The following is a 20,376-nucleotide window of genomic DNA, read 5'->3' on the forward strand; positions in this document are numbered from 1 at the left end:
AGGGTTAGACTGTGCTTATTGCGATTCATGCCGCAGGATAAAAAAACCATAGGGTGCTAAGTTAATTAATAATTCGTTAGTTAACCATTTGGGTGAAGAATGTTTCTTGCCATTGTCTCCCGTTGCCGGGCCGGCTTATTACTGGCGGCGCTGTTTTCCCAGGCACTGCTATTGCCGGCCGCCGGCGCACCCCTCACTTACGGGGTTGAAAGCGATATTCATCACCCGGTCACCGCCCGGCACGGCATGGTCTCCACCGTGGACGAGACGGCCACTCGGGTGGGGGTGGATGTACTGCGCGCCGGCGGCAATGCGGTGGATGCGGCGGTGGCGGTGGGTTATGCCCTGGCGGTGACACATCCGCAGGCGGGCAATCTCGGGGGCGGCGGCTTTATGCTGATTCGTACCGCCGCGGGCAAGACGGCGGCGGTGGATTTTCGGGAAATGGCGCCTGCCGGGGCCACCCGCAATATGTTTATCGGTACGGACGGAAAGGCCGACAGTCGGCTATCCCTGTTAAGTCCCCTAGCATCCGGCACCCCCGGCACGGTGGCGGGATTGTCCCTGGCGCTGGAACGATACGGTTCCTGGCCGTTGCAACGGGTGATGCAGCCGGCCATCGCCCTGGCAAAGAACGGATTTATCGTTAACCGGGCCCTGGCGTCCGATCTGGCCGGCTATGGCAAAGAAGTGCTCGTTAATCACCCGAACAGTAAAGCGGTATTTTTCAAGGCAGACGGACAGCCCTACGCAGAGGGGGAAAAACTGGTACAGCCGCAATTGGCCCATAGCTTGGAGTCCATCGCAGCCCAGGGGCCGGCGGCTTTTTATCAGGGCGCTATCGCCGATGACATCGCCGGCGAGATGCAGCGGCAGGGGGGATTGATTAGCAAGGCGGATCTGGCGGCCTACCGCGCGGTGGAACGCCAGCCGGTATCCGGCACCTATCGCGGCTACCGGGTTTACTCCATGCCGCCGCCGTCCTCCGGCGGTATCCATATCATCGAGATCCTGAATATTCTGGAGAATTTTGATTTGGCGAAAATGGGCGCCGGCAGCGCCGATGCCATCCAGGTGATGTCGGAAGCGATGAAATTCGCCTATGCCGATCGCTCGGAATACCTTGGCGATCCCGATTTTATCAACGTGCCGGTAGCCGCACTCACCAATAAAGCCTATGCCAAAACCCTGGCGCAGCGCATCGACCTGGCACATGCCATTCCTTCCACCCAGATCAAGCCCGGCCGGATTCAGCCTTACGAGAGCGACCAAACCACCCATTATTCCATTGTCGACGGGCAGGGGAACGCAGTGGCGGTAACCTATACCCTGAACACCTTCTTCGGCAGCGGTATCATGGCGGGCAACAGCGGCATCCTGTTGAATAATGAAATGGATGATTTTGCCGCCCAGCCGGGCGTACCGAACATGTACGGGCTGGTGGGAGGAGATGCCAACGCGGTACAGGCGCGCAAGCGGCCGCTGTCGTCCATGTCCCCCACCATTGTGGAAAAAGACGGTAAAGTCTGGCTGGTTACCGGCAGCCCGGGGGGCAGCCGAATTATTACCACCGTCCTGCAAATCCTGGTGGACACCATCGATTTCAAACAGAATATCGCCGACGCCACCGATGCGCCGCGTTTCCATCAGCAGTGGACGCCGGATGAGCTGCGGGTGGAAAAAGGCTTCAGTCCGGATACGCTGAGGCTGTTATCTGAAAAAGGCCAGCATGTGTCGGTTCAACCGGTCATGGGCAGCACGCAGAGCATCATGGTGATGCCCGACGGCACCCTCAGCGGCGCATCCGATCCGAGAACCATAGATGATTTGACCGCAGGATATTAGGGCCAGGACTGGCTCGATATACGAGAGGGCGTTGCGTTAACGCTCATCCAAACATAACGTCAGACTGACTATTCATTCTTGTTTATTCCAAATCAGCTCAACCAACCATGGTTCGCCATTTAGTAATAGGCTGTCGGTAGATTTCAAAATGAGTTTTTTACGCTCAAAGCTAAAGTATCGGCAAAATTGTGTGCCAATTTGATTGGGATTTTTACCGCTCTCAATATAATGAGTCACTTTATTTCTCATAAAATCAATACAATAACTGCCACAATATGTCTCGAAATTAGAGAAGTCCAACACAATTTGTTCAGGAGGAATGGCACGAATATCATTCGTGCTGAATTTTTTTCTCTCGTTGCTTGAAATGAAGACCATCATATATTGTTCGGTATAGATAAGCATCCCAAAAGGAGCTTCGCCTAAAGGAGAGATACTTCTAGCGCCATTTTTTCCGGTGCAAGATGCCAATTTCCAGCGGCCTAAAAATTTATTTTTACTGATATCCGACATAATTAACCCTCTTTTATATTAGCGAAGAGTATAAAATTACCCCTTTCGGCCAAAGCATCATGATAAGATAGGGCATCTGGTTATTTATCCTCGAAATGGTCGTCAATCATTTTGATCCATTTCGTGAAATTATCAGTAAACAATTTTCCATTGTCAGCGAGGATGACTTGACCTCGTACTGAATCCATTAAACCACTGCATAGTGCCATAATCACATTTCCAACGGCTTCGGGTTTGATGATAAAATCAGGATCGAATTTTCTGATAAATTTTTGTGCCTTCTTGCCAAATACAAGCTCAAAGGCTTCGGTGTCAACTACGCCGGGTGAAACACAATTTATAATAACATTGTCCCGTGCTGCAATATATTTTGCAAAGGTTTCCAGTACGGCTTTCGATGCCGCCACATAATCATAACCTTCAATATAACAACTACGATGACCTTCGGACGTCACTGCAACAACATAACGCGGGCAATGACCAAATACTTCTTTTATATTATTAAGATAGCTAATTAGTGGCCAAGCATTATGTTCGATACTGTTCAACAAACCGCGGTATTCATAATTCTCTTTGAATTGCGGAGCGAAAGCTGCATTGGCAATAAAAATATCAATGCCTTGATTTTCTTTGGCGATATTTTTGATTAAAGAGTATGTTGCATTTTCATCTTTTACATCTGAATATATAAAGCTAGGCGAGTTAGAATATTTCGAAAAATATTCTTCCAACTCCGTTAAGTTATCACCCCAGTAATAAGTGCCATAGACTTTTGCGCCGGCCTTAACAAAAATTTCAACAGTGGCACGGCCGATTCCCTTTGTGCCACCCGTGATTAAAACCACCATTTCGCTGAAGTTATTAAACATAATCAACCTGTATAATTATCTTGTATGTTTTTTTCAATATCAAGCTGGTTGAAAGAGATGTGATGCATAAATGCTTCGATGGTGCTTGTCTCCTCAAGGGACTTACGTCTTCCTATTGACATGTATTTTTTTAACAACTCTAAATTATGGCGTGGTTTTTCAGCAACAGCCGCGGCCAATTCCATTGCCTTATTCAAGACGGCAGCACGCGGTAAAATATAGTTAAAACAACATTTTCCTTTCAATTCCTTGCCTGTAAAGTGGTCACCGGTAATCATCATCTCAAAACCTGTATAATAACCAAACGCCGATTGACATAATGCGGTGGAACCCATCCCTGGGGTGAATCCCATGTTCATGAATGTTAGACCATAACGGCTCTCTTCTGCGGCGATTATAATGTCCGCATATAAACCTATAATTAATCCCCCACCCGTGGCGCTTCCTTCCATCGCCGCAATCACAGGAACGGGAATATTCAATATTTGTTTTAGATGGTTGGCATAATCATGCTCTATATTGGTTTTGTAATGGCTGATGAGGTTTTGTAAAAACGCTTTTGTACCACCGCTGCAAAATATATCAGGTAACCCGGTCATGATAATAACTTTTATGCTTTTGTTCTTTTTAATTTGATCTACTATGTCATACAATTGTATGCAAAATTCATCATCGATTGCGTTTTTTTTTGCTGGGTCGTTAATGTTCAAAGAAACAATTCCATCCCCATGAACGTCCAAGATAAATTTATTCATGTTTGTTCTCCGCGTATTCATCATTAAACAAACGGATGCATTCAAGGTAGTGACGTATTTTTTCAAGAGTTAGCGGGTCATTTAATCTTTCTCTGAGGAGATGGGCGCCTAGCTCCAGTGTTTTATCAAAAGATGAGCGCGGGTTTATAAGTAGTTTACTTTCCCGAATAACGTACTCGGGGATTTTTGAAAATTTATTGCACATCGTCCTGACATCTTGCTCAAGGTTTTCTATGGTGCTCATTTTATCAACCATACCCCATTCAAGGGCTTCTATTGCCGGAATAGCAGTAGCGCTCCATACGAGGGATTGAAGATGATGAGGAGCAATGCGCTCAAGCAAACAGGACATAGCGATTGATGGCGTTATCCCAATAGTTGATTCCGGCAAACTAAATGAAGCGGTGTCGCAGGCAATAACAAAATCTGCTAAGGACATAAGCGCAATCCCACCGGCAATAACATCCCCTTCCACCTTGGCTAAGACAGGTTTGGGGCTGTTTTTCACCATTTTTAGTATATTGTAAAATTGAGAAATAAAGAGTGGGTCGTATGATTTTGTTATATAATCAAGATCCATGCCCATACTAAACCAGGTGCGGCCACCTGTGAGTACGATAACATCAAACTGACTATTTTTTAACGCTGTTTCAAACCGACTCTCGAAATCTGATAATAAGTCAGGATTAAACTTTATAGGCACAGTAACGTATTCATACATAACGATAACCCCTCAAGTAATTATCGATATGTTCAAGGATGAGACGGTCGTTGCCGCTGTAGTAACGGGCATACCCGTCCAGCATATTATTTTCGTCTACTTTGTAGCCTTGACCTTGCATTTGAGCGCTTCGTGCTTCTTCCAATTGCTCATAGGCAGGCACGTCCAATATTTTTCGCTGAGCCAATAGTGCATCCAGTTTTTTAGCCTGTTGCCGGGCAATCGCTACTGCCTGTTCCCCGACAAGCATGCTAAAGTATTCAGCACAGGAGCCTGACCCATAGGAGTAAATCCCGATGCGCTCTCCGGGTTTGAGTCCCTGAGCCTGTGAAACAAGCGAAAACAAAGAGAGAAAAATACTACCACAATAGGTCGCACCCATTTGCTGGGAATAGTATAAGGAAGGTATTACCTTTTTCTTAAATGAAGCCGCGATGGCCTCCATACCAAATATCCCCTGTAACTCAAGCAAGACTTTATGCGCTTCTTTGCTGATGCCAGGGAAAGGCAGGTGATAAATATTATAATTAAAATAAGCGGTGTCTTTCGCTTCAGGCGTTATCTGACAATATTCTGCGAAAGCGCCTTCGAGTCCGTCCATATAGGAATAAAGGCTCGCCTGCACATCAAAAGCTATCTCTTTCCAAGGGAGAGGGCGGATGACATCGGTGACTTCATGGGTATGAACGCCTGATTTGCCCGTTTCAATCACTGCAAAAAGCGGTTTATTCGAAATGAGCAACGCAACAGCGCCAGCGCCAAGGCTATACTCCATCATTCCATGACGAGTCATATTATTGCTGATGTCGACGTTGATCAGCAGAGCCTTCTTGTCACGATTTAGACCGGAATATATCCACGATTCAGCCATCTTCAGCGAAGCGGCGCCGGCATGACAGGCAGATTTCAATTCAAAAACACGACAAGCGGCAGGTAGATTAAGATAGCGGTGCGCCCAGGTGCTAATCGCTTTTTCTTGGTCTAAGCCAGACTCTGTTGCAATGATAAACAGGCCGATGTCCGATCGATCTTCATTGGTCAGCATCTCTTTGGCGCTATTCACCGCAAGTGTGACCGCATCCTCGCATAAGGGAACCAAGCTACGTGTCGAAACCATTAAGGTTTCTTGAATATATTTCCTGTCACCAACTCGTGCGTGGGCCAGGTCAGATAACCTCAGGGCCAGACTGCTGGGATAAATACTTATTTTTTCAATACCAATAGTGTTCATCACGCCCCCGGAAATCAATAGACCCAATCAATACCACTCGTTACGTTGAGAACAGCACCGTTGACATAACTACTTTCTCTGCTGGCAAGGTATAAAATAGCTTCAGCAACTTCACTGGTTGAGCCAAGCCGCCTTAACGGGGAGTGCTGTGAAAAAAACTGTACGATACCTTTAACATCGTCAACAATAATGTCAGTATCAATTAATCCGGGAACCAACACGTTAGCCGTAATGCCAAAACGGCCATACTCCTTCGCCGTTGTTCCGGTTAATCCCACTAGGCCGGCCTTTGATGCAGCATAAGCCGCTTGTCCCGAGGAACCATCTTTAGCCAATGAGGAAACAGTGACAATTCGTCCGTATTTATTGGTGATGAATAACGGAAGAAAATAGCGAATAAGATAAAAAGCGCCCGTTAAGTTGGTATTGAGTATTAGTGCCCAATCTTCATCAGATATTGACACCAGATTACAGGGGATATCCATGCCTGCATTGCAAACAATCGCATCAATATCGTTAAAATCAGCAATGATACAATCGCCGGTCGACTCCACGGCTTTGCTGTCTGCCACATCCAGGGGATAGGCATGACATAATTGATTTGGAAATTTTGCACGGGCAATATCAAGAATCTGTTGAGCGCCATTTTTATTGCTGTGGTAGCTAAAGCCGACATGCCAGCCTTTTTCCAACGCGGCAATGACCACCCCTCGACCTATACCGCTGGCCCCACCGCTGACAAACAAATTCATACTAGCCATAATACCGCCTGAACAGGCTTGCACTGTTAATGCCTCCCATGCCAAAAGAGTTGTTCAAAAAAACATCAACGTCTTTTTTTACATTACCGGTGGCACACACATTCAAATCTACGGCAGGATCGAGCGTTTCTATATTGTGCGATTGATGGAACTCTCCACGTTTCATTTGCCAAATAGCAATGGCTGCTTCTATGACACCGGATGCCCACATGGTATGCCCAAGCAAAGATTTCGGTGCGTTGATAACAAGATTTCCCGCATGGCTGCCAAACACCTTTTTAATCGAATTTATTTCTACGATGTCACCTATTTTCGTGGAGGTTGCATGGGCACTGACAAAATCGACCTGCTCTTTGGCTATATGGCATTTTTGCAGTACATCCTGAATTACCCGAACCTGCCCTTCATGAGAAGGATCGCCAAGATGGTTGGCATCAGAATTGATACTGACACCCAGAAGTTCGGCATAAATCTTCGCGCCACGGCTTTCTGCGTGCTCGGCCTGTTCAAGAATTAATACTGCTCCTCCTTCACAGGGCAGGAAGCCACTTCGATTTATGTCATAAGGGCGACTGGCCTTGGCGGGAGAATCCTGATATTGGCTATAACAAATAGCTTCCAGAATCGTCAGTGAATGCAACATCATCGGGTGGAATGAGGCCATTGGGCAAACGACGGCAACCACCTTTTTTTGATCTACTCTGATCGCATTCACTGCGGCCTGCATGGTGACGTTGCCGGTGGCGCAGGTTCCTCCGATGAGATAGGCTAATCCTTTGGCATTCAATACTTGCGCCACAGAGGACGAATGGTCGGTATCGAGCGAGTTTAATCCAGATAAAGCATCAATAAATTCCGGCTCATCCAGAAAAATAGCTTGTTGATTAAGCAAATATTGATCAGTCAGGTTATGTCCGCCGCAAATGACACCATACTCGAAGGGATCAAGGGTTTGCTCGAATAATCCTGCGTCAAGCCAGGCGTCCATAGCCATCAATACCGAGAGCTGCACGTTCTTGGTGGTCTGCTTAAAAACCCGCTCAGCACGGTCGATGACGGCATCGGAAATACGATTGCTAAAAGTGCGCAGCTTGTCTTCAGAACTATAGTCTGGAAGCTGCCCACCGATTTTTGAATAGATATTACAGGTGTCCAAATTACGCCAGTAGCCAATGGCGGATTTTCCAGACATTAAATTATTCCCCACATTATCTAATGTGTCTCCAAGCGGTGTATTGATGGCTATGCCAGTTACCACTATGCGATCAGATGACACAAAATTCTCCTTTTCCGATGGTGACGATATTATTGTTAACCGTAATTTGAACAATGGCCGTGGCAATCAGAGCATCGTATTCTGTGATGCCGCAGCGAATGGTCATCAGATCTCCGGGAAGCACGGCACACAAATGAAAGACATCATATATTCGCGTGCCCACAGCGTTAGTAACCTGCTCGTTTTGCAAAGGTTCGGTAGTCTCATTAAGCAGGCAATATAATAAAATGAGTGCGCTTTGAAACATGCTTTCTTGCTGAAGCACCCCCGGGTATACCGGATGATGAGGGAAATGTCCTCTGAATACTGGGTCTTGCTCATCTATTTTTCTGGTTGTTTTGATTAATCTGCGCTTAAGATTAATCAACTCAACGCTGTCCACCAGGAGAAACGGTTGCCGATGGGGTATCATTCTTTTTATCTGCCGCTGGTCTAGAGTCTGCTTCAATTCATTAGCCACATTGTCAGAAAACAATAAATCTTCTTTCAATTGATATAGCTGTATTTTTTCTAAATTAAGGTCGTTGCCGTATTCTATATGATTGACTGATAGGGGATTATCTTGCGATAGGAGGCCATCGCTTTCCGAACCATTACTGCCATTTTCATCCATTTAAAACCTCACTAAAATGAGTGCCGCTAATAACGATCTTGCCAAGGGAATTAAAGTAGGCTTTCCAAAAAGTTATGGCTTCTTCGGCTGATTCTTTTGAAAAGACCTTCTCTATTTCAAACACTTCTGAGATTTGAGGATGATGGCGAATTTGCCAAGCATGCAATGCCTGATATGGACAGCGTTCTATTTGAAGTAATAAATCGGTTTCATCGGTATAAATCGATTTATCCAAATAATCAATAAGCAAACTGTCGTCACAGGTTCCACAAACACCATAAATACAAAAACAGGGGATGTGGGACATGATGAATAATCCTCATCAGAAAAGTGAAATGGCATGTCCTAAATTATTATTATCGTCCTCTTAAAAGACTACAATAAAGAACCTAAAAAAATGTGCGACAGATCGCATTATGAAAAAACGGTATTATTATTTAAACTATAATTGAAAGCATTAAAGTATATAAACTATTCAAACTTTCTTACCTAAAATTAAATATCATCGGAAGATTGATAGTTTTAATAAAAAAGATTATAACAAATGGGACACTATAATTTACATCAATGGTAAGGAGATATTATGAACAGAGAATATATCAAAAATGTTATAATAAAGCATATTGTTAGCGCCGTTAAAGACATCAATGAATCAGAAATTGATTTACAAAAATCTATGGCGGACTATGGTGCAAGCAGTTTAGATATTGTTTCCGTTGTTTCGGGAAGTATGAGAGAGTTGAAAATAAAAATTCCGCGAACCGAATTGAAGAATGTTAATTCAATTAACGGACTGATAGATTTGTTTGTCACCAGCAGTTCAAAAATGTAAGTTTTAGGATAAGCAATGCAAAGATATTGGGAGTACATGAAGTTTCGACATTTCTATGCAGAGTGACGGGGGAGTGAAGAACGTGACTTCTAAACAAGCTATACTATTCCCGGGCCAGGGTGCTCAGCGCTCAGGAATGAAGACAGTCGTTTTTGATATTTGGCCGGACTTACTGGCGAAGGCGGATGAAATTTCCGGATTTAGCATTCGTGAATTCTTCTTGAATTGCCCTGCTGATCGCTTTAGGAATACACGTTATGTTCAACCAGCGTTGTATACCATCAATGCTTTATATTACTTACATTATACTGAAGAAGGTAATCACCCCCCATTTTTTTTGGCCGGACATTCCTTAGGTGAATTCAATGCACTCCTTTGCGCCGGCGTGTTCGATTTTGAAACCGGACTGCATCTGGTAAACCGTCGCGCGCAGCTTATGTCTGAAATTGCGGGAGGCGGCATGGCGGCGGTACTCGGTCTTGATGCGGAGGAGGTGGTGCAGGTCCTTGCTAGAAATCGCCAACTTAACTTGTCAATCGCCAATCTAAATGCCGACTTCCAGATAGTTATCTCAGGCCCTATCGAGAGTATCCATCTTGCTGAGGAAGTATTCTACGACAATGACGCTGTGAAATATGTTGTACTGAACGTGAGCGGAGCTTTTCATAGTTCCATGCTGAATCATGCAGCCGCCCGGTTTGGTGAATACGTTGAAAGTTTTTCATTTTCAACTCCGCAAATTCCTGTGATCGCCAACAGGACAGCTCGGCCGTATAGCGCATCATCGGTGGTGCGCAATCTTTCTGAACATATTAATAAACCTGTTATGTGGCGACAATCCGTTATGTATATGCGAACCCATGGCGTTAATGATTTTGTGGAAATAGGAGACAGTTCTATATTGTTGGATATGATTAAAAATATTGAATTGAAATAAATACCAAAATTAATATATCAAGATCTTAAGGGCTATGGATGTGCTTCTATACAAAAATTACCCATTACATGCTGCCGATTTTAGCTGTTATCTAGCGTGCCGTATTAATCATCTGTACTTTTTTTGACATGAAAATACTAATGAGAAGGTTATTATTCCTATAAACGGTCCTATCGATAAAATTATGAGAGAAGATAAATTCTCGCCTGAAATTAATGAAGAAATGGCTAAATACTTATTAACCACGCCAACGGTAATATTTCCTATTCCCATCCCTATTCCTAGGCCAAGTCCAAAAAAGGTGATAATCATACCTGTGCTCGCAGGAGAAAAACCATAACGTACGTGTAGTGCCTCCCCCGTAAGGATAAACGTCGCCACGCCAGTCCCATTCTAAGCGCGATAGCCCATTCGAGCGTTGGGGGAAAAATAATAGCTATATTATCTATGCTATTTAATTAAATGGATATGAGAAGTAATTTTTGCTATTAATTTTTTCGTTTCGAAAGATAACCGATAATGGGAGCAGAAATGACGTAGGAAAATGCATATCCTGATATCGCTATAGCCGCTTTATCAACGGTGGTCCCAAATGCATCAGCCAGAGGAGGAAGCATTGAGGCCAGCATAAATTCTGCCACGCCAACAAAAAAATTGTTATTGAGAAAAAAGTAAGTTTTATTTACGTCAGCTCATTTTGTAAAGTACGCTTTTTTCAACATCATTATTTATCCTTTTTTCTTGATATAGAATAAATTATTTATCCTTATTATAAAAGCATTCTCAATTTTTTTGATTGGTGCTGTTTACGAGGTGATCGTTAAATAAGGCTATCGTCCGCAGGTCCGATCATCGATTGATTAATAATTATTCACTCGTAAACCATATTAGTCATAATTATGACTACCGCATCAGCTATCATAGCGTTTTGCATTACAGGACGATTGACGGTGCCGCTGCTTATTATCACCACTGTTTTATGGGCGTTTTCCTTCAGCTTGATTGGCGAGTATCTAGCCGGGCAGGTGGACAGCTGGTTTTCGGTGCTGGTGCGCCTGACGCTGGCGGCGCTGGTATTTCTGCCCTTTCTGCGCTGGCGCGGTTATCGCGCAACGCACCTGTTGCTGTATATGGCGGTAGGCGCCTGCCAATTGGGCATCATGTATATGATAAGCTACCAGGCTTATCTCTACCTGTCGGTACCGGAATTTCTCCTGTTCACCGTGATGACGCCGCTCTATGTCACCCTGGTTTATGATCTGCTGCGCCGTCGGCGACTGCGCTGGGGCTATGTATTGAGCGCCATGCTGGCCGTGGCGGGGGCGGCGATTATCCGCTACGACCATGTCAGCGAACATTACTGGCGCGGCCTGCTGCTGGTACAGGCCGCCAATCTGGTGTTCGCCGTGGGGCAGGTGGGTTACAAAAGATTGATGGAAGTCTATCCCATGCCGCAGCATACGGCATTTTCCTGGTTTTACCTTGGTTCATTCATCGTGGCGGTCATCGGCTGGTGGCTGTTCGGTAATGCCCGACAATTACCCACCACCTCGCTGCAATGGGGAATTTTAGTCTGGCTGGGGGTGGTTGCTTCCGCGCTGGGCTACTTTATGTGGAACTATGGCGCGACCCAGGTGGATGCCGGCACCCTCGGCATCATGAACAACTTCCATGTTCCCGCCGGATTACTGGTGAACCTGGCCATATGGCAGCAGCGGCCGCACTGGCCCAGCTTTATCGTCGGCGCCTCGGTGATTATGGCTTCGCTATGGGTGCACCGGCGCTGGATCGTTGCGCGTCCCGCACATAAGGCAGATGCGCGCACGCGTGCTGACGGGCCGAGCGAATAAACGCCTCGATGGCCGGCTGGCGCTGCTCGCCGTCCCGGGACGCCGCATATAGCCGGCTCCATAAGCCGCTGCCCAGCGTTTTGGTGACTATCAGCCCCTGATGTTCAAAACTCTCCACCACCCAGTGGGGCAGCGCGGCGATGCCCATGCGCGCCGACACCATCTGAATCAGCAACAGAGTATTGTCTACGCTTTTCAGCACCGGACTGACGCCGGCGGGCTGCAGGAACTGGCGCCAGACATCCATCCGCTGGCGCTGTACCGGGTAAATCATCAAAACTTCTTCACTGAGATCCTCGGGAGCGATGTGCTCTTTTTTCGCCAGAGGATGGTCCGGGGCCACCACCAGCCGTACCTCAAAATCAAACATCGGCGTATAAAACAATCCGCTGCGCGGCAGGATATCCGACGTCAGCACCAGATCAAGCTCCCCCTGCTGCAGGGCGGGCTGCGGGTCAAAGGTGACGCCGGAGCGGAAATCCACCAGCACCTCCGGCCATTGCTCGCGAAACTCGGTCAGCGCCGGCGTCAGCCATTGAATACAGCTATGGCACTCGATGGCCAGCCGCAGCGTCGTTTGATGCGGTTCCAGGCAATTTTGCAGCGCCTGCTGTACCTGAGGCAGGATTTGTTCGGCCAGCTGCAGCAGGATCTCTCCCTGGGGAGTAAAGCGGAGCGGCTGGCTTTTGCGAACGAATAGTCTGAAACCCAGCCGCTGCTCAAGATCGCTGAATTGATGGGACAGCGCGGACTGGGTTTGATGAAGCTGGGCCGATGCGGCCGCCAGCGATCCGCTGTTACGCAGGGCTTGCAGCGTCCGCAGATGTTTAAGTTCGATCATGAGGGTGTTTCACCTGGAAGTGAATAATTTGCGCTTGTGGTTAATACAGTACATGTTGATTATGGATGTGTAAACATCTGGACGTCCATATGGGAGAAGGTAATGACAATACTAAGCCACACACTGGGTTTTCCGCGCGTCGGTCTGCACCGTGAATTGAAAAAAGCGCAGGAAAGTTATTGGGCAGGAAAATCCTCGCAACAAGAGCTATTGGCGGTGGGGCGCGAACTGCGGTCCCGTCACTGGCAGCAGCAGAAAGATGCCGGGGTCGATCTGCTGCCGGTGGGTGATTTCGCTTGGTATGACCATGTGCTGACCACCAGCCTGATGGTGGATAATATCCCGGCACGGCACCGGCAGGGCGACGGGCCGGCGGATCTGGATACCCTGTTCCGCATCGGCCGCGGCCGCGCGCCGGGCGGCGAGCCCGCCGCCGCCGCCGAAATGACCAAATGGTTCAATACCAATTATCATTACATGGTGCCGGAATTTACCCGCGGACAATCATTCCGCCTGGGGTGGACCCAGTTGCTGGATGAAGTGGATGAAGCCCTGGCGCTGGGCCACCGGGTTAAACCGGTTATCCTCGGGCCGATAACCTACCTGTGGCTGGGCAAGACCAAGGGAGAGGCTTTTGATCGGCTATCGCTGCTGGCGGAACTGTTGCCGGTGTACCGGCAAATACTCGGCGAGCTGGCGCGGCGCGGTATCGAATGGGTGCAAATCGACGAACCCGCCCTGGTACTGGAGCTCCCCGCCGACTGGCAACAGGCCTATGAAACCGCTTACCGTGAATTGGCGGGACCGGTTAAATTGCTGCTGACCACTTACTTCGACAGCATCGGCCATCATCTGGATCTTATCCGATCGCTGCCGGTGCAGGGTTTGCATGTGGATCTGGTGGCGGGACAGGATTCACCCGACGAATTGCACCGGCGCCTGCCGGCCCACTGGCTGCTGTCTTTGGGCGTGATTAACGGACGCAACGTCTGGCGCGCCGATCTCGGCGCCTGGTTTGATCGTTTGCGCCTGCTATCGGGGCAACGGCCGATTTGGGTGGCCACCTCCTGCTCGCTGCTGCATAGCCCCATTGATTTATCGGTAGAATCGCGCCTGGATGAAGAAGTCAAAAGCTGGTTCGCCTTTGCCTTGCAGAAATGCGGCGAGCTGGGTTTGTTGCGTGCCGCCCTCAATCAGCCGGATGAGGCGCAGGTCTCCTTGTTGGAAGAGTACAGCCGGCCTATCCGCGCCCGCCGCCACTCGGACCGGGTGAACAATGCCCGGGTGCAGGCGCGTTTGACGCAGATTACCCCACGGGACAGCCAGCGCGGGCAAGCCTATGAACGGCGTGCCGAGCTGCAACGGCAGCGTTTTAATCTGCCGGCCTGGCCCACCACCACCATCGGTTCCTTCCCGCAAACCACGGAAATACGCGGCCTGCGTCTGGATTTCAAGCGGGGCAGCCTGGATAGCGCCCACTACCGTGCCGGTATCGGCGAACATATCCGTCAGGCGGTGGCCGAGCAGGAGCGTCTGGGACTGGATGTGCTGGTGCATGGGGAAGCCGAGCGCAACGATATGGTGGAATATTTCGGCGAACATCTGGATGGGTTTGTCTTTACCCAGAACGGCTGGGTGCAAAGCTACGGATCCCGTTGCGTGAAACCCCCGGTTATCATCGGCGATATCAGCCGACCGTCGCCAATAACCGTCGAATGGGCGAAATATGCCCAATCCTTAACGGATAAACCCATGAAGGGCATGCTCACCGGGCCGGTGACGATTCTATGCTGGTCTTTCCCCCGCGAGGACGTCAGCCGCAAAACCATCGCCCGGCAAATCGCCCTGGCATTGCGCGACGAAGTGGCGGATCTGGAACAGGCGGGCATCGGCATCATCCAGATCGATGAGCCGGCGCTGCGGGAAGGTTTGCCGCTGCGCCAGTCCGAATGGCGGGAATACCTTGATTGGGCGGTGGAGGCATTCAGACTGAATGCCGCGGTGGCCCGGGACGATACCCAGATCCACACCCATATGTGTTATTGCGAGTTCAACGACATCATGGATTCCATCGCGGCCCTGGACGCCGATGTCATCACCATAGAAACCTCGCGTTCGGATATGGAATTATTGGAAACCTTTAAGGAATTCGATTATCCCAATGAAATCGGACCGGGCGTCTATGACATCCACTCGCCTAACGTACCCAGCGAGGAGTGGATTGTGGCACTGCTGCGCAAGGCGTCGGAGCGTATTCCCGCCGAACGGCTTTGGGTTAATCCCGATTGCGGGCTGAAGACCCGCGCCTGGCCGGAAACGCGCCAATCCCTGGCGAATATGGTGAGCGCTGCGAAACGGCTGCGTGCTGAAAAGGTTTAAGGCGGCGATAAACGGGCGGCGGCGGATTATTTGCCGTCGCCGCTCATTCCGTGCTGCGAAAACCATTGCAACATGCGCCGCCAGCCGTCTTCCGCCGAGGCGGCATGATAATTAGGACGGTAATCGGCATAAAAAGCATGGCCGGCTTCGGGATATACCCGAATTTCGGCCTTGGCATTGGCGGCGCTGAGCGCACGGCGCATAGCGTCAATATGCTCCGGAAGGATGCCGGTGTCCTGTGCGCCGTACAGGCCCAGAACCGGCGTCACCAATTCCTTCGCCATATCAACCGGGTGCCGTGGCGTCGTCAGCGTTTTATCCCCCACTAATTTGCCATACCAAGCCGCCGCCGCTTTTAACTGGGGATTATGAGCGGCATATAGCCAAGCGATGCGACCGCCCCAGCAAAATCCGGTTACCGCCAAACGCTGTCCGTCGCCGCCATGGGTGGCTGCCCAATGGGCGGTATGATCCAAATCCGCCATCACCTGCGAGTCCGGCACTTTACTCACCAGCTCTTTGAATAATTGACCGATATCGTCATAGGCTGACGGATCTCCCTGGCGGAAATAGAGCTCCGGCGCAATCGCCAGATAGCCTTGCTTTGCCAGCCGGCGGCATATATCGCGGATATGTTCATGAACGCCAAAGATTTCCTGAATTACGATAACGATAGGCAAAGGCCGGCTTTCACCAGCGGGTTTCGCCATGTAAGCGGGCATCCGATCGCTTTGTGAAGGGATAGTGAACTGCCCCGCTTCCAGGCCGGCATCATCGGTATGAATGGTAGTAGATGCGACATTGCCTGCTGCCGGGGCAAAGGCGGCCGGTTTCCTGTTCAGATCGAGGGTATCGTCGATGTTCATATAGCTGCCTTGTTGAGTTTTAACGTTAGGTTGATTATAGCTAAAGTTAATGGCTTGTGAATCATTTTAACAAGACAGTTACGATAATAAAAGTCTCATCCAATAAATTATTTTTAATGTAATAAATATATAAAATAAAACGGATATGTAATATGTAAATATAATAGAATTTCTACTTCACGCATCTCGCCGCGAGGATTTTTGATAGCTGATAATATCATTAAAATCAATAGCTTTAGGTTATCCATCGATTGTTGATCCATTATTATGTAATAATGCTACATATATCCTCATGGCTAGAGTCATTTATAACGGGAAGAGAAGTATTGCCCGGCTGATATTTAAAATGTCCGTCACACTTTCAATTTTAATCTTCGCCCCGTGGTCGCTTTATGCAATTTATCCGCAGCGAAGCGTTATAAGTTTGATTTTCATTATCGATTTCTTTTATTAAGAATAGACCCAAGCGAGGAGGAGGGTATCAACAGCGGAATACGTTATTTTGTCGATAAATGCATACCAGATAATATCGATTTTAAATAATATTAAAAAAATTATAATAATGGAAAATTGTTATTTCTTTATTTAACACAATTTGAACTATTTCATGATGAAATTAATAGCTATGTTAAAAGAGCAATACTTTTAAAAATTCTGTTTTGGGAGTAACCACCATGACTATATCGATAGATTATTCCGTTGCCAAAACTCCACCTGCCGTTCATAACGGCGCGGCGGGCGCTGATACGGGCAATCTGGCCGCCAAGCTGGAATCCGTTAAAAATAGTCCTGATAACGTCTCGACATTCTCTCTAACGTCATCGCTATCTGCTTCCGCCGCTAAATTATCCACTCACCTGGGTTTGGACAAATTGATCAATGGATTGACATGGGTCGGCAGTCTGACCAGCAGTACGATGGGCAATGTTGTGCAATTCAGTCAGTACGCTGCGGATACCGTGCAAATGGTCCATGACGGCGCAAAAATCGTACAATATGGCATAGAGCATGGCATCAAAGGGTTGCTAAGCGAAATCATGGTCTTATTAAAAGCTCAGTCGTTGCCCATAGTGGAACGCTGGATCGATAAAGTTTACGAAGCCGGGAAAGACGTCACCTTGACGCAGGTCCTGAAGATCCTAATGGAATGTATTGCGAACGACAAAGAAATCAAAGGGTTGTTTAAAGAGATAATTGCAACCTGATAACGGTGTGAATGTGAGATGCCCCACGGACTTCGGCAGATAAATATTAGTATTCTAACGATATTATGTTTGGGTTAACATGTTATTTTTAGAGGTATCTGCCATGTCCTCATCCGATGTTTTTCATCTTGGTTTAACACACTCCGATCTGAAGGGGGCCACGCTCGCCATCATCCCGGGAGATCCGCAAAGGGTTGAAAAAATCGCCGCGCTGATGGAGAATCCGGTGCACCTGGCCTCTCACCGGGAATTTACCACCTGGCGAGCAGAAATATCAGGCAATCCGGTTATTATCTGTTCAACCGGCATTGGCGGACCCTCCACATCCATCGCCGTAGAAGAACTGTCCCAGTTGGGCATCCGCACTTTTTTACGGGTTGGTACCACCGGCGCGATTCAATCTTATATTCAGGTGGGTGACGTACTGATCACCACCGCCGCGGTACGTTTGGACGGGGCCAGCCTGCATTTCGCCCCTGTGGAGTATCCGGCGGTGGCGGATTTTGACTGCACTTCCGCTCTGGTGGGGGCGGCGAAACACCATCGAACGAAATTTCACATTGGGGTAACCGCGTCCTCCGATACCTTCTATCCGGGGCAGGAACGCTACGATACCTATTCCGGACGGGTGCTTAACCGCTTGAAAGGGTCCATGCAGGAGTGGCAAAGCCTGGGCGTCATGAATTATGAAATGGAATCCGCCACTCTGCTGACCATGTGCGCCACGCAAGGGTTGCGGGCAGGTATGGTGGCCGGCGTTATCGTTAACCGTACCCTGCAGGAGACCCCCGATGCCCGTTCCATGCAGCTGGCCGAAAGCGTCGCGGTAAACATCGTCGTCGATGCCGCCCGCCGCCTTATTATCTGATCCGGTTATGGCGACCGGTGCAAACACCCCGGTCGTTTCAGTCCGGTTTAACCTGAAGATTCGCTTCAATGGCATGATAAGCCGTGCCTTCCTTACCGATATCCCGCCGATGTTAATCATTATTTCCCCGTGAGGAGCCTTCTCTTGGAGGATATTCCACCGTGGCATCGCTGGCGCGGGGGGAGGTTGGGCAGAAGATGGCTTATCGGTCTTAACAACTGATATACCCTTCATCTTGCATCTTTCATTTTTTGAGTGGTGGCGGCGTTGGCTGAAAGCCGTAATCCATCGGGTATAAATGGGTCTGGACATTTATACAGTTCCCACTTAACGTGACGGTTGGCACAGGTTACGGCGGAGGTTATATGGATTTCAGCCTGTTATACGCGGCGGGGGGCGTGCTGGCGGGGCTGCTGCTCGGCCTGCTCATCGCAAGCCACCGATACCAGAAACGGCTGGCGGATCATCAGGCGGCGCTGGGTTTGCATGAACAATCCCTGGCATCGGCTCGGCAAGAGCTGGAGCGGGTAGAAGCGGCTCACCGTCAAAGCGGGCAGCAGCTCCGTGACGGCGAGCGCGAGCTGCGCGATCTCTACAGCCGGCTCGCCGCCGCGGAGGAGCGTCTGCAACCCCTGGAAAACTGGCGAAAAGAGTGTGAACAGCTCAACGGCGAATTGCGGGCGCTGCGGGAGGTGAATAGCGCGCAAGAGGCCGAACTGCGGGAAGTGACTATTCGCCTGGAAGAGACCCGCATCGGCGCGGAAGAAAAGCAGCGCTTGCTGATGAATAGCGAACAGCGGCTGGCATCGCAGTTCGAAAACCTCGCCAATCGAATTTTCGAGCAAAGCGGGCGCAAGGTGGATGAGCAGAATCGGCAAAGCCTGGATCTCCTGCTGACCCCTTTGCGTGAACAACTGGACGGGTTTCGCCGCCAGGTCCAGGACAGTTTCGGCCAAGAGGCGCGGGAACGCCATACCCTGACTCATGAGATCCGGAGTTTGCAGCAGCTTAACACGCAAATGGCGCGGGAAGCGGTCAACCTGACCAAGGCGCTCAAAGGGGATAACAAAACCCAGGGCAACTGGGGCGAGGTGGTATTAAGCCGTGTTCTCGAAGCTTCGGGTCTGCGGGAGGGCTACGAATATCAAACCCAGGTGAACATTCAAATCGATAATGCGCATCGGATGCAACCGGACGTTATCGTGCGTTTGCCACAGGGAAAAGATGTGATCATCGACGCCAAAATGTCACTGGTGGCTTATGAACGTTTTTTCAACAGTCAGGATGAAAGCGAGCGCCAGCTGGCGCTGACGGAGCATATTCAATCCCTGCGCGGGCATATGCGGCTGCTGGGGAGAAAAGATTACCAACAATTGCCCGGTTTACGCTCGCTGGATTATGTGTTGATGTTTATCCCGGTGGAGCCGGCCTTTATGCTGGCTATTGATAAGCAGCCCGAACTGATCGGCGAGGCCCAGAAACAGAATATCATGCTGGTGAGCCCCACTACGCTGCTGGTGGCCTTGCGGACCATCAGCAATCTTTGGCGCTACGAGCACCAGAGCCGCAATGCCCAGCATATTGCCGAGCGGGCCGCTCGCCTGTATGACAAGATGCGCCTGTTTGTGGACGACATGCTGGCCATAGGGCAAAGCCTCGACAAAGCCCAGGGCGGCTATCGTTCGGCCATGAATAAGCTGACGCAGGGCCGCGGCAATATTCTCAGCCAGGCCGAGGGGTTCAGGGCGCTCGGGGTGGAGATCAAGCGCCCCATCAATTCCGTGTTGGCGGAACAAGCGGAGCAGGGATATAACGACGCCGATATCAGCAATGCGCGAACTGCCGACGATGACCGCGATGGGCAAGACGAAACGCCGCTAACCATCCCCGATAATTGTCCGCCGTCGGTTGACGACAACGCTGTCCGGGGCGAAACTCCGGAGCAGGCGTAAGAGGAATATACGCCGACGATGCAAGCGGGCCCTCGGCGCGGAGCCATAAGACTTCCGCTGAG

General features: G+C 49.1%; 19 protein-coding genes. 8 read left to right on the top strand and 11 right to left on the bottom strand.

What is annotated here, in order from left to right; all coding sequences use genetic code 11:
• Positions 1–99: 99 nt before the first annotated feature.
• Positions 100–1,845 carry a gamma-glutamyltransferase gene (ggt, locus tag ACL2XO_RS02530; protein ID WP_413742121.1) on the top strand — a complete coding sequence of 582 codons (1,746 nt, stop codon included), beginning with the start codon at positions 100–102 and terminating at the stop codon, positions 1,843–1,845.
• Positions 1,846–1,917: 72 nt separating this feature from the next.
• Here ggt and ACL2XO_RS02535 read toward each other — a convergent pair whose 3' ends face one another.
• From ACL2XO_RS02535 to ACL2XO_RS02575, 9 genes are all read right to left on the bottom strand, one after another.
• Positions 1,918–2,358, bottom strand: coding sequence for a lipocalin-like domain-containing protein (locus ACL2XO_RS02535; RefSeq protein ID WP_413726316.1), 441 nt, complete (start codon positions 2,356–2,358; stop codon positions 1,918–1,920).
• Between the two features lie 80 nt (positions 2,359–2,438).
• Positions 2,439–3,227: an SDR family oxidoreductase gene (locus tag ACL2XO_RS02540; RefSeq protein ID WP_413742122.1), complete on the bottom strand. Its 789-nt coding sequence runs from the start codon at positions 3,225–3,227 to the stop codon at positions 2,439–2,441.
• Positions 3,228–3,229: 2 nt separating this feature from the next.
• Entirely contained in the window at positions 3,230–3,982 is a 753-nt protein-coding gene (locus ACL2XO_RS02545) for a polyketide synthase (RefSeq protein WP_413726318.1), read from the bottom strand.
• Positions 3,975–4,703 carry an enoyl-CoA hydratase/isomerase family protein gene (locus ACL2XO_RS02550; RefSeq protein ID WP_413726319.1) on the bottom strand — a complete coding sequence of 243 codons (729 nt, stop codon included), beginning with the start codon at positions 4,701–4,703 and terminating at the stop codon, positions 3,975–3,977. The genes ACL2XO_RS02545 and ACL2XO_RS02550 overlap by 8 nt, the downstream gene beginning before the upstream one ends.
• Positions 4,696–5,934, bottom strand: a complete 1,239-nt coding sequence (locus tag ACL2XO_RS02555) for a hydroxymethylglutaryl-CoA synthase family protein (protein WP_413742123.1) — start codon at positions 5,932–5,934, stop codon at positions 4,696–4,698. Before ACL2XO_RS02555 ends, ACL2XO_RS02550 begins: the two co-directional genes overlap by 8 nt.
• A gap of 14 nt (positions 5,935–5,948) precedes the next feature.
• Positions 5,949–6,686, bottom strand: coding sequence for an SDR family NAD(P)-dependent oxidoreductase (locus ACL2XO_RS02560; RefSeq protein WP_413726874.1), 738 nt, complete (start codon positions 6,684–6,686; stop codon positions 5,949–5,951).
• A gap of 1 nt (position 6,687) precedes the next feature.
• A complete protein-coding gene (locus ACL2XO_RS02565; RefSeq protein WP_413742124.1) occupies positions 6,688–7,971 on the bottom strand; it encodes a beta-ketoacyl-[acyl-carrier-protein] synthase family protein in 1,284 nt (427 codons plus the stop codon).
• On the bottom strand, positions 7,961–8,383 hold the full coding sequence (locus tag ACL2XO_RS02570) for a 3-hydroxyacyl-ACP dehydratase FabZ family protein (RefSeq protein ID WP_413726875.1): 423 nt from the start codon (positions 8,381–8,383) through the stop codon (positions 7,961–7,963). The genes ACL2XO_RS02565 and ACL2XO_RS02570 overlap by 11 nt, the downstream gene beginning before the upstream one ends.
• Positions 8,384–8,576: 193 nt before the next feature.
• A complete protein-coding gene (locus ACL2XO_RS02575; RefSeq protein WP_413726322.1) occupies positions 8,577–8,891 on the bottom strand; it encodes a hypothetical protein in 315 nt (104 codons plus the stop codon).
• A gap of 276 nt (positions 8,892–9,167) precedes the next feature.
• Here ACL2XO_RS02575 and ACL2XO_RS02580 point away from each other — a divergent pair, with 276 nt between their 5' ends.
• The 3 genes from ACL2XO_RS02580 to ACL2XO_RS02590 all read left to right on the top strand — a co-directional run bounded on the left by ACL2XO_RS02580 (position 9,168) and on the right by ACL2XO_RS02590 (position 12,203).
• A complete protein-coding gene (locus tag ACL2XO_RS02580; RefSeq protein WP_413726323.1) occupies positions 9,168–9,416 on the top strand; it encodes a phosphopantetheine-binding protein in 249 nt (82 codons plus the stop codon).
• An 82-nt stretch (positions 9,417–9,498) separates the two neighbouring features.
• Positions 9,499–10,353, top strand: a complete 855-nt coding sequence (gene fabD, locus ACL2XO_RS02585) for an ACP S-malonyltransferase (protein ID WP_413726324.1) — start codon at positions 9,499–9,501, stop codon at positions 10,351–10,353.
• Positions 10,354–11,303: 950 nt separating this feature from the next.
• The gene (locus ACL2XO_RS02590) at positions 11,304–12,203 is read left to right on the top strand and encodes a carboxylate/amino acid/amine transporter (protein ID WP_413726325.1); all 900 of its coding nucleotides are present in this window, start codon (positions 11,304–11,306) and stop codon (positions 12,201–12,203) included.
• On the opposite strand, the gene metR is transcribed toward ACL2XO_RS02590, so the two are convergent.
• Positions 12,109–13,044: an HTH-type transcriptional regulator MetR gene (gene metR, locus ACL2XO_RS02595; RefSeq protein ID WP_132923872.1), complete on the bottom strand. Its 936-nt coding sequence runs from the start codon at positions 13,042–13,044 to the stop codon at positions 12,109–12,111. The genes ACL2XO_RS02590 and metR overlap by 95 nt on opposite strands.
• A gap of 102 nt (positions 13,045–13,146) precedes the next feature.
• On the opposite strand from metR, the gene metE reads away from it, so the two are divergent.
• Entirely contained in the window at positions 13,147–15,423 is a 2,277-nt protein-coding gene (gene metE, locus ACL2XO_RS02600) for a 5-methyltetrahydropteroyltriglutamate--homocysteine S-methyltransferase (RefSeq protein WP_413742125.1), read from the top strand.
• A gap of 26 nt (positions 15,424–15,449) precedes the next feature.
• Here the strand turns inward: metE and ACL2XO_RS02605 are convergent, their stop codons facing one another.
• Positions 15,450–16,289 (bottom strand): dienelactone hydrolase family protein, encoded by an 840-nt coding sequence (locus tag ACL2XO_RS02605; protein WP_413726328.1) that lies wholly within the window; start codon positions 16,287–16,289, stop codon positions 15,450–15,452.
• A 674-nt stretch (positions 16,290–16,963) separates the two neighbouring features.
• On the opposite strand from ACL2XO_RS02605, the gene ACL2XO_RS02610 reads away from it, so the two are divergent.
• The 3 genes from ACL2XO_RS02610 (at position 16,964) to rmuC (ending at position 20,314) form a co-directional block, all read left to right on the top strand.
• Positions 16,964–17,494, top strand: a complete 531-nt coding sequence (locus ACL2XO_RS02610) for a hypothetical protein (RefSeq protein WP_413726329.1) — start codon at positions 16,964–16,966, stop codon at positions 17,492–17,494.
• Between the two features lie 103 nt (positions 17,495–17,597).
• Positions 17,598–18,362 (top strand): uridine phosphorylase, encoded by a 765-nt coding sequence (gene udp / locus ACL2XO_RS02615; protein WP_203524412.1) that lies wholly within the window; start codon positions 17,598–17,600, stop codon positions 18,360–18,362.
• 365 nt (positions 18,363–18,727) lie between these two features.
• Positions 18,728–20,314 carry a DNA recombination protein RmuC gene (gene rmuC / locus ACL2XO_RS02620; protein ID WP_413742126.1) on the top strand — a complete coding sequence of 529 codons (1,587 nt, stop codon included), beginning with the start codon at positions 18,728–18,730 and terminating at the stop codon, positions 20,312–20,314.
• The last annotated feature ends 62 nt before the right edge of the window (positions 20,315–20,376 follow it).

This window comes from Sodalis sp. RH15 (genome assembly GCF_047324255.1).
Taxonomy (GTDB): Bacteria; Pseudomonadota; Gammaproteobacteria; order Enterobacterales; family Enterobacteriaceae; genus Acerihabitans; species Acerihabitans ligni.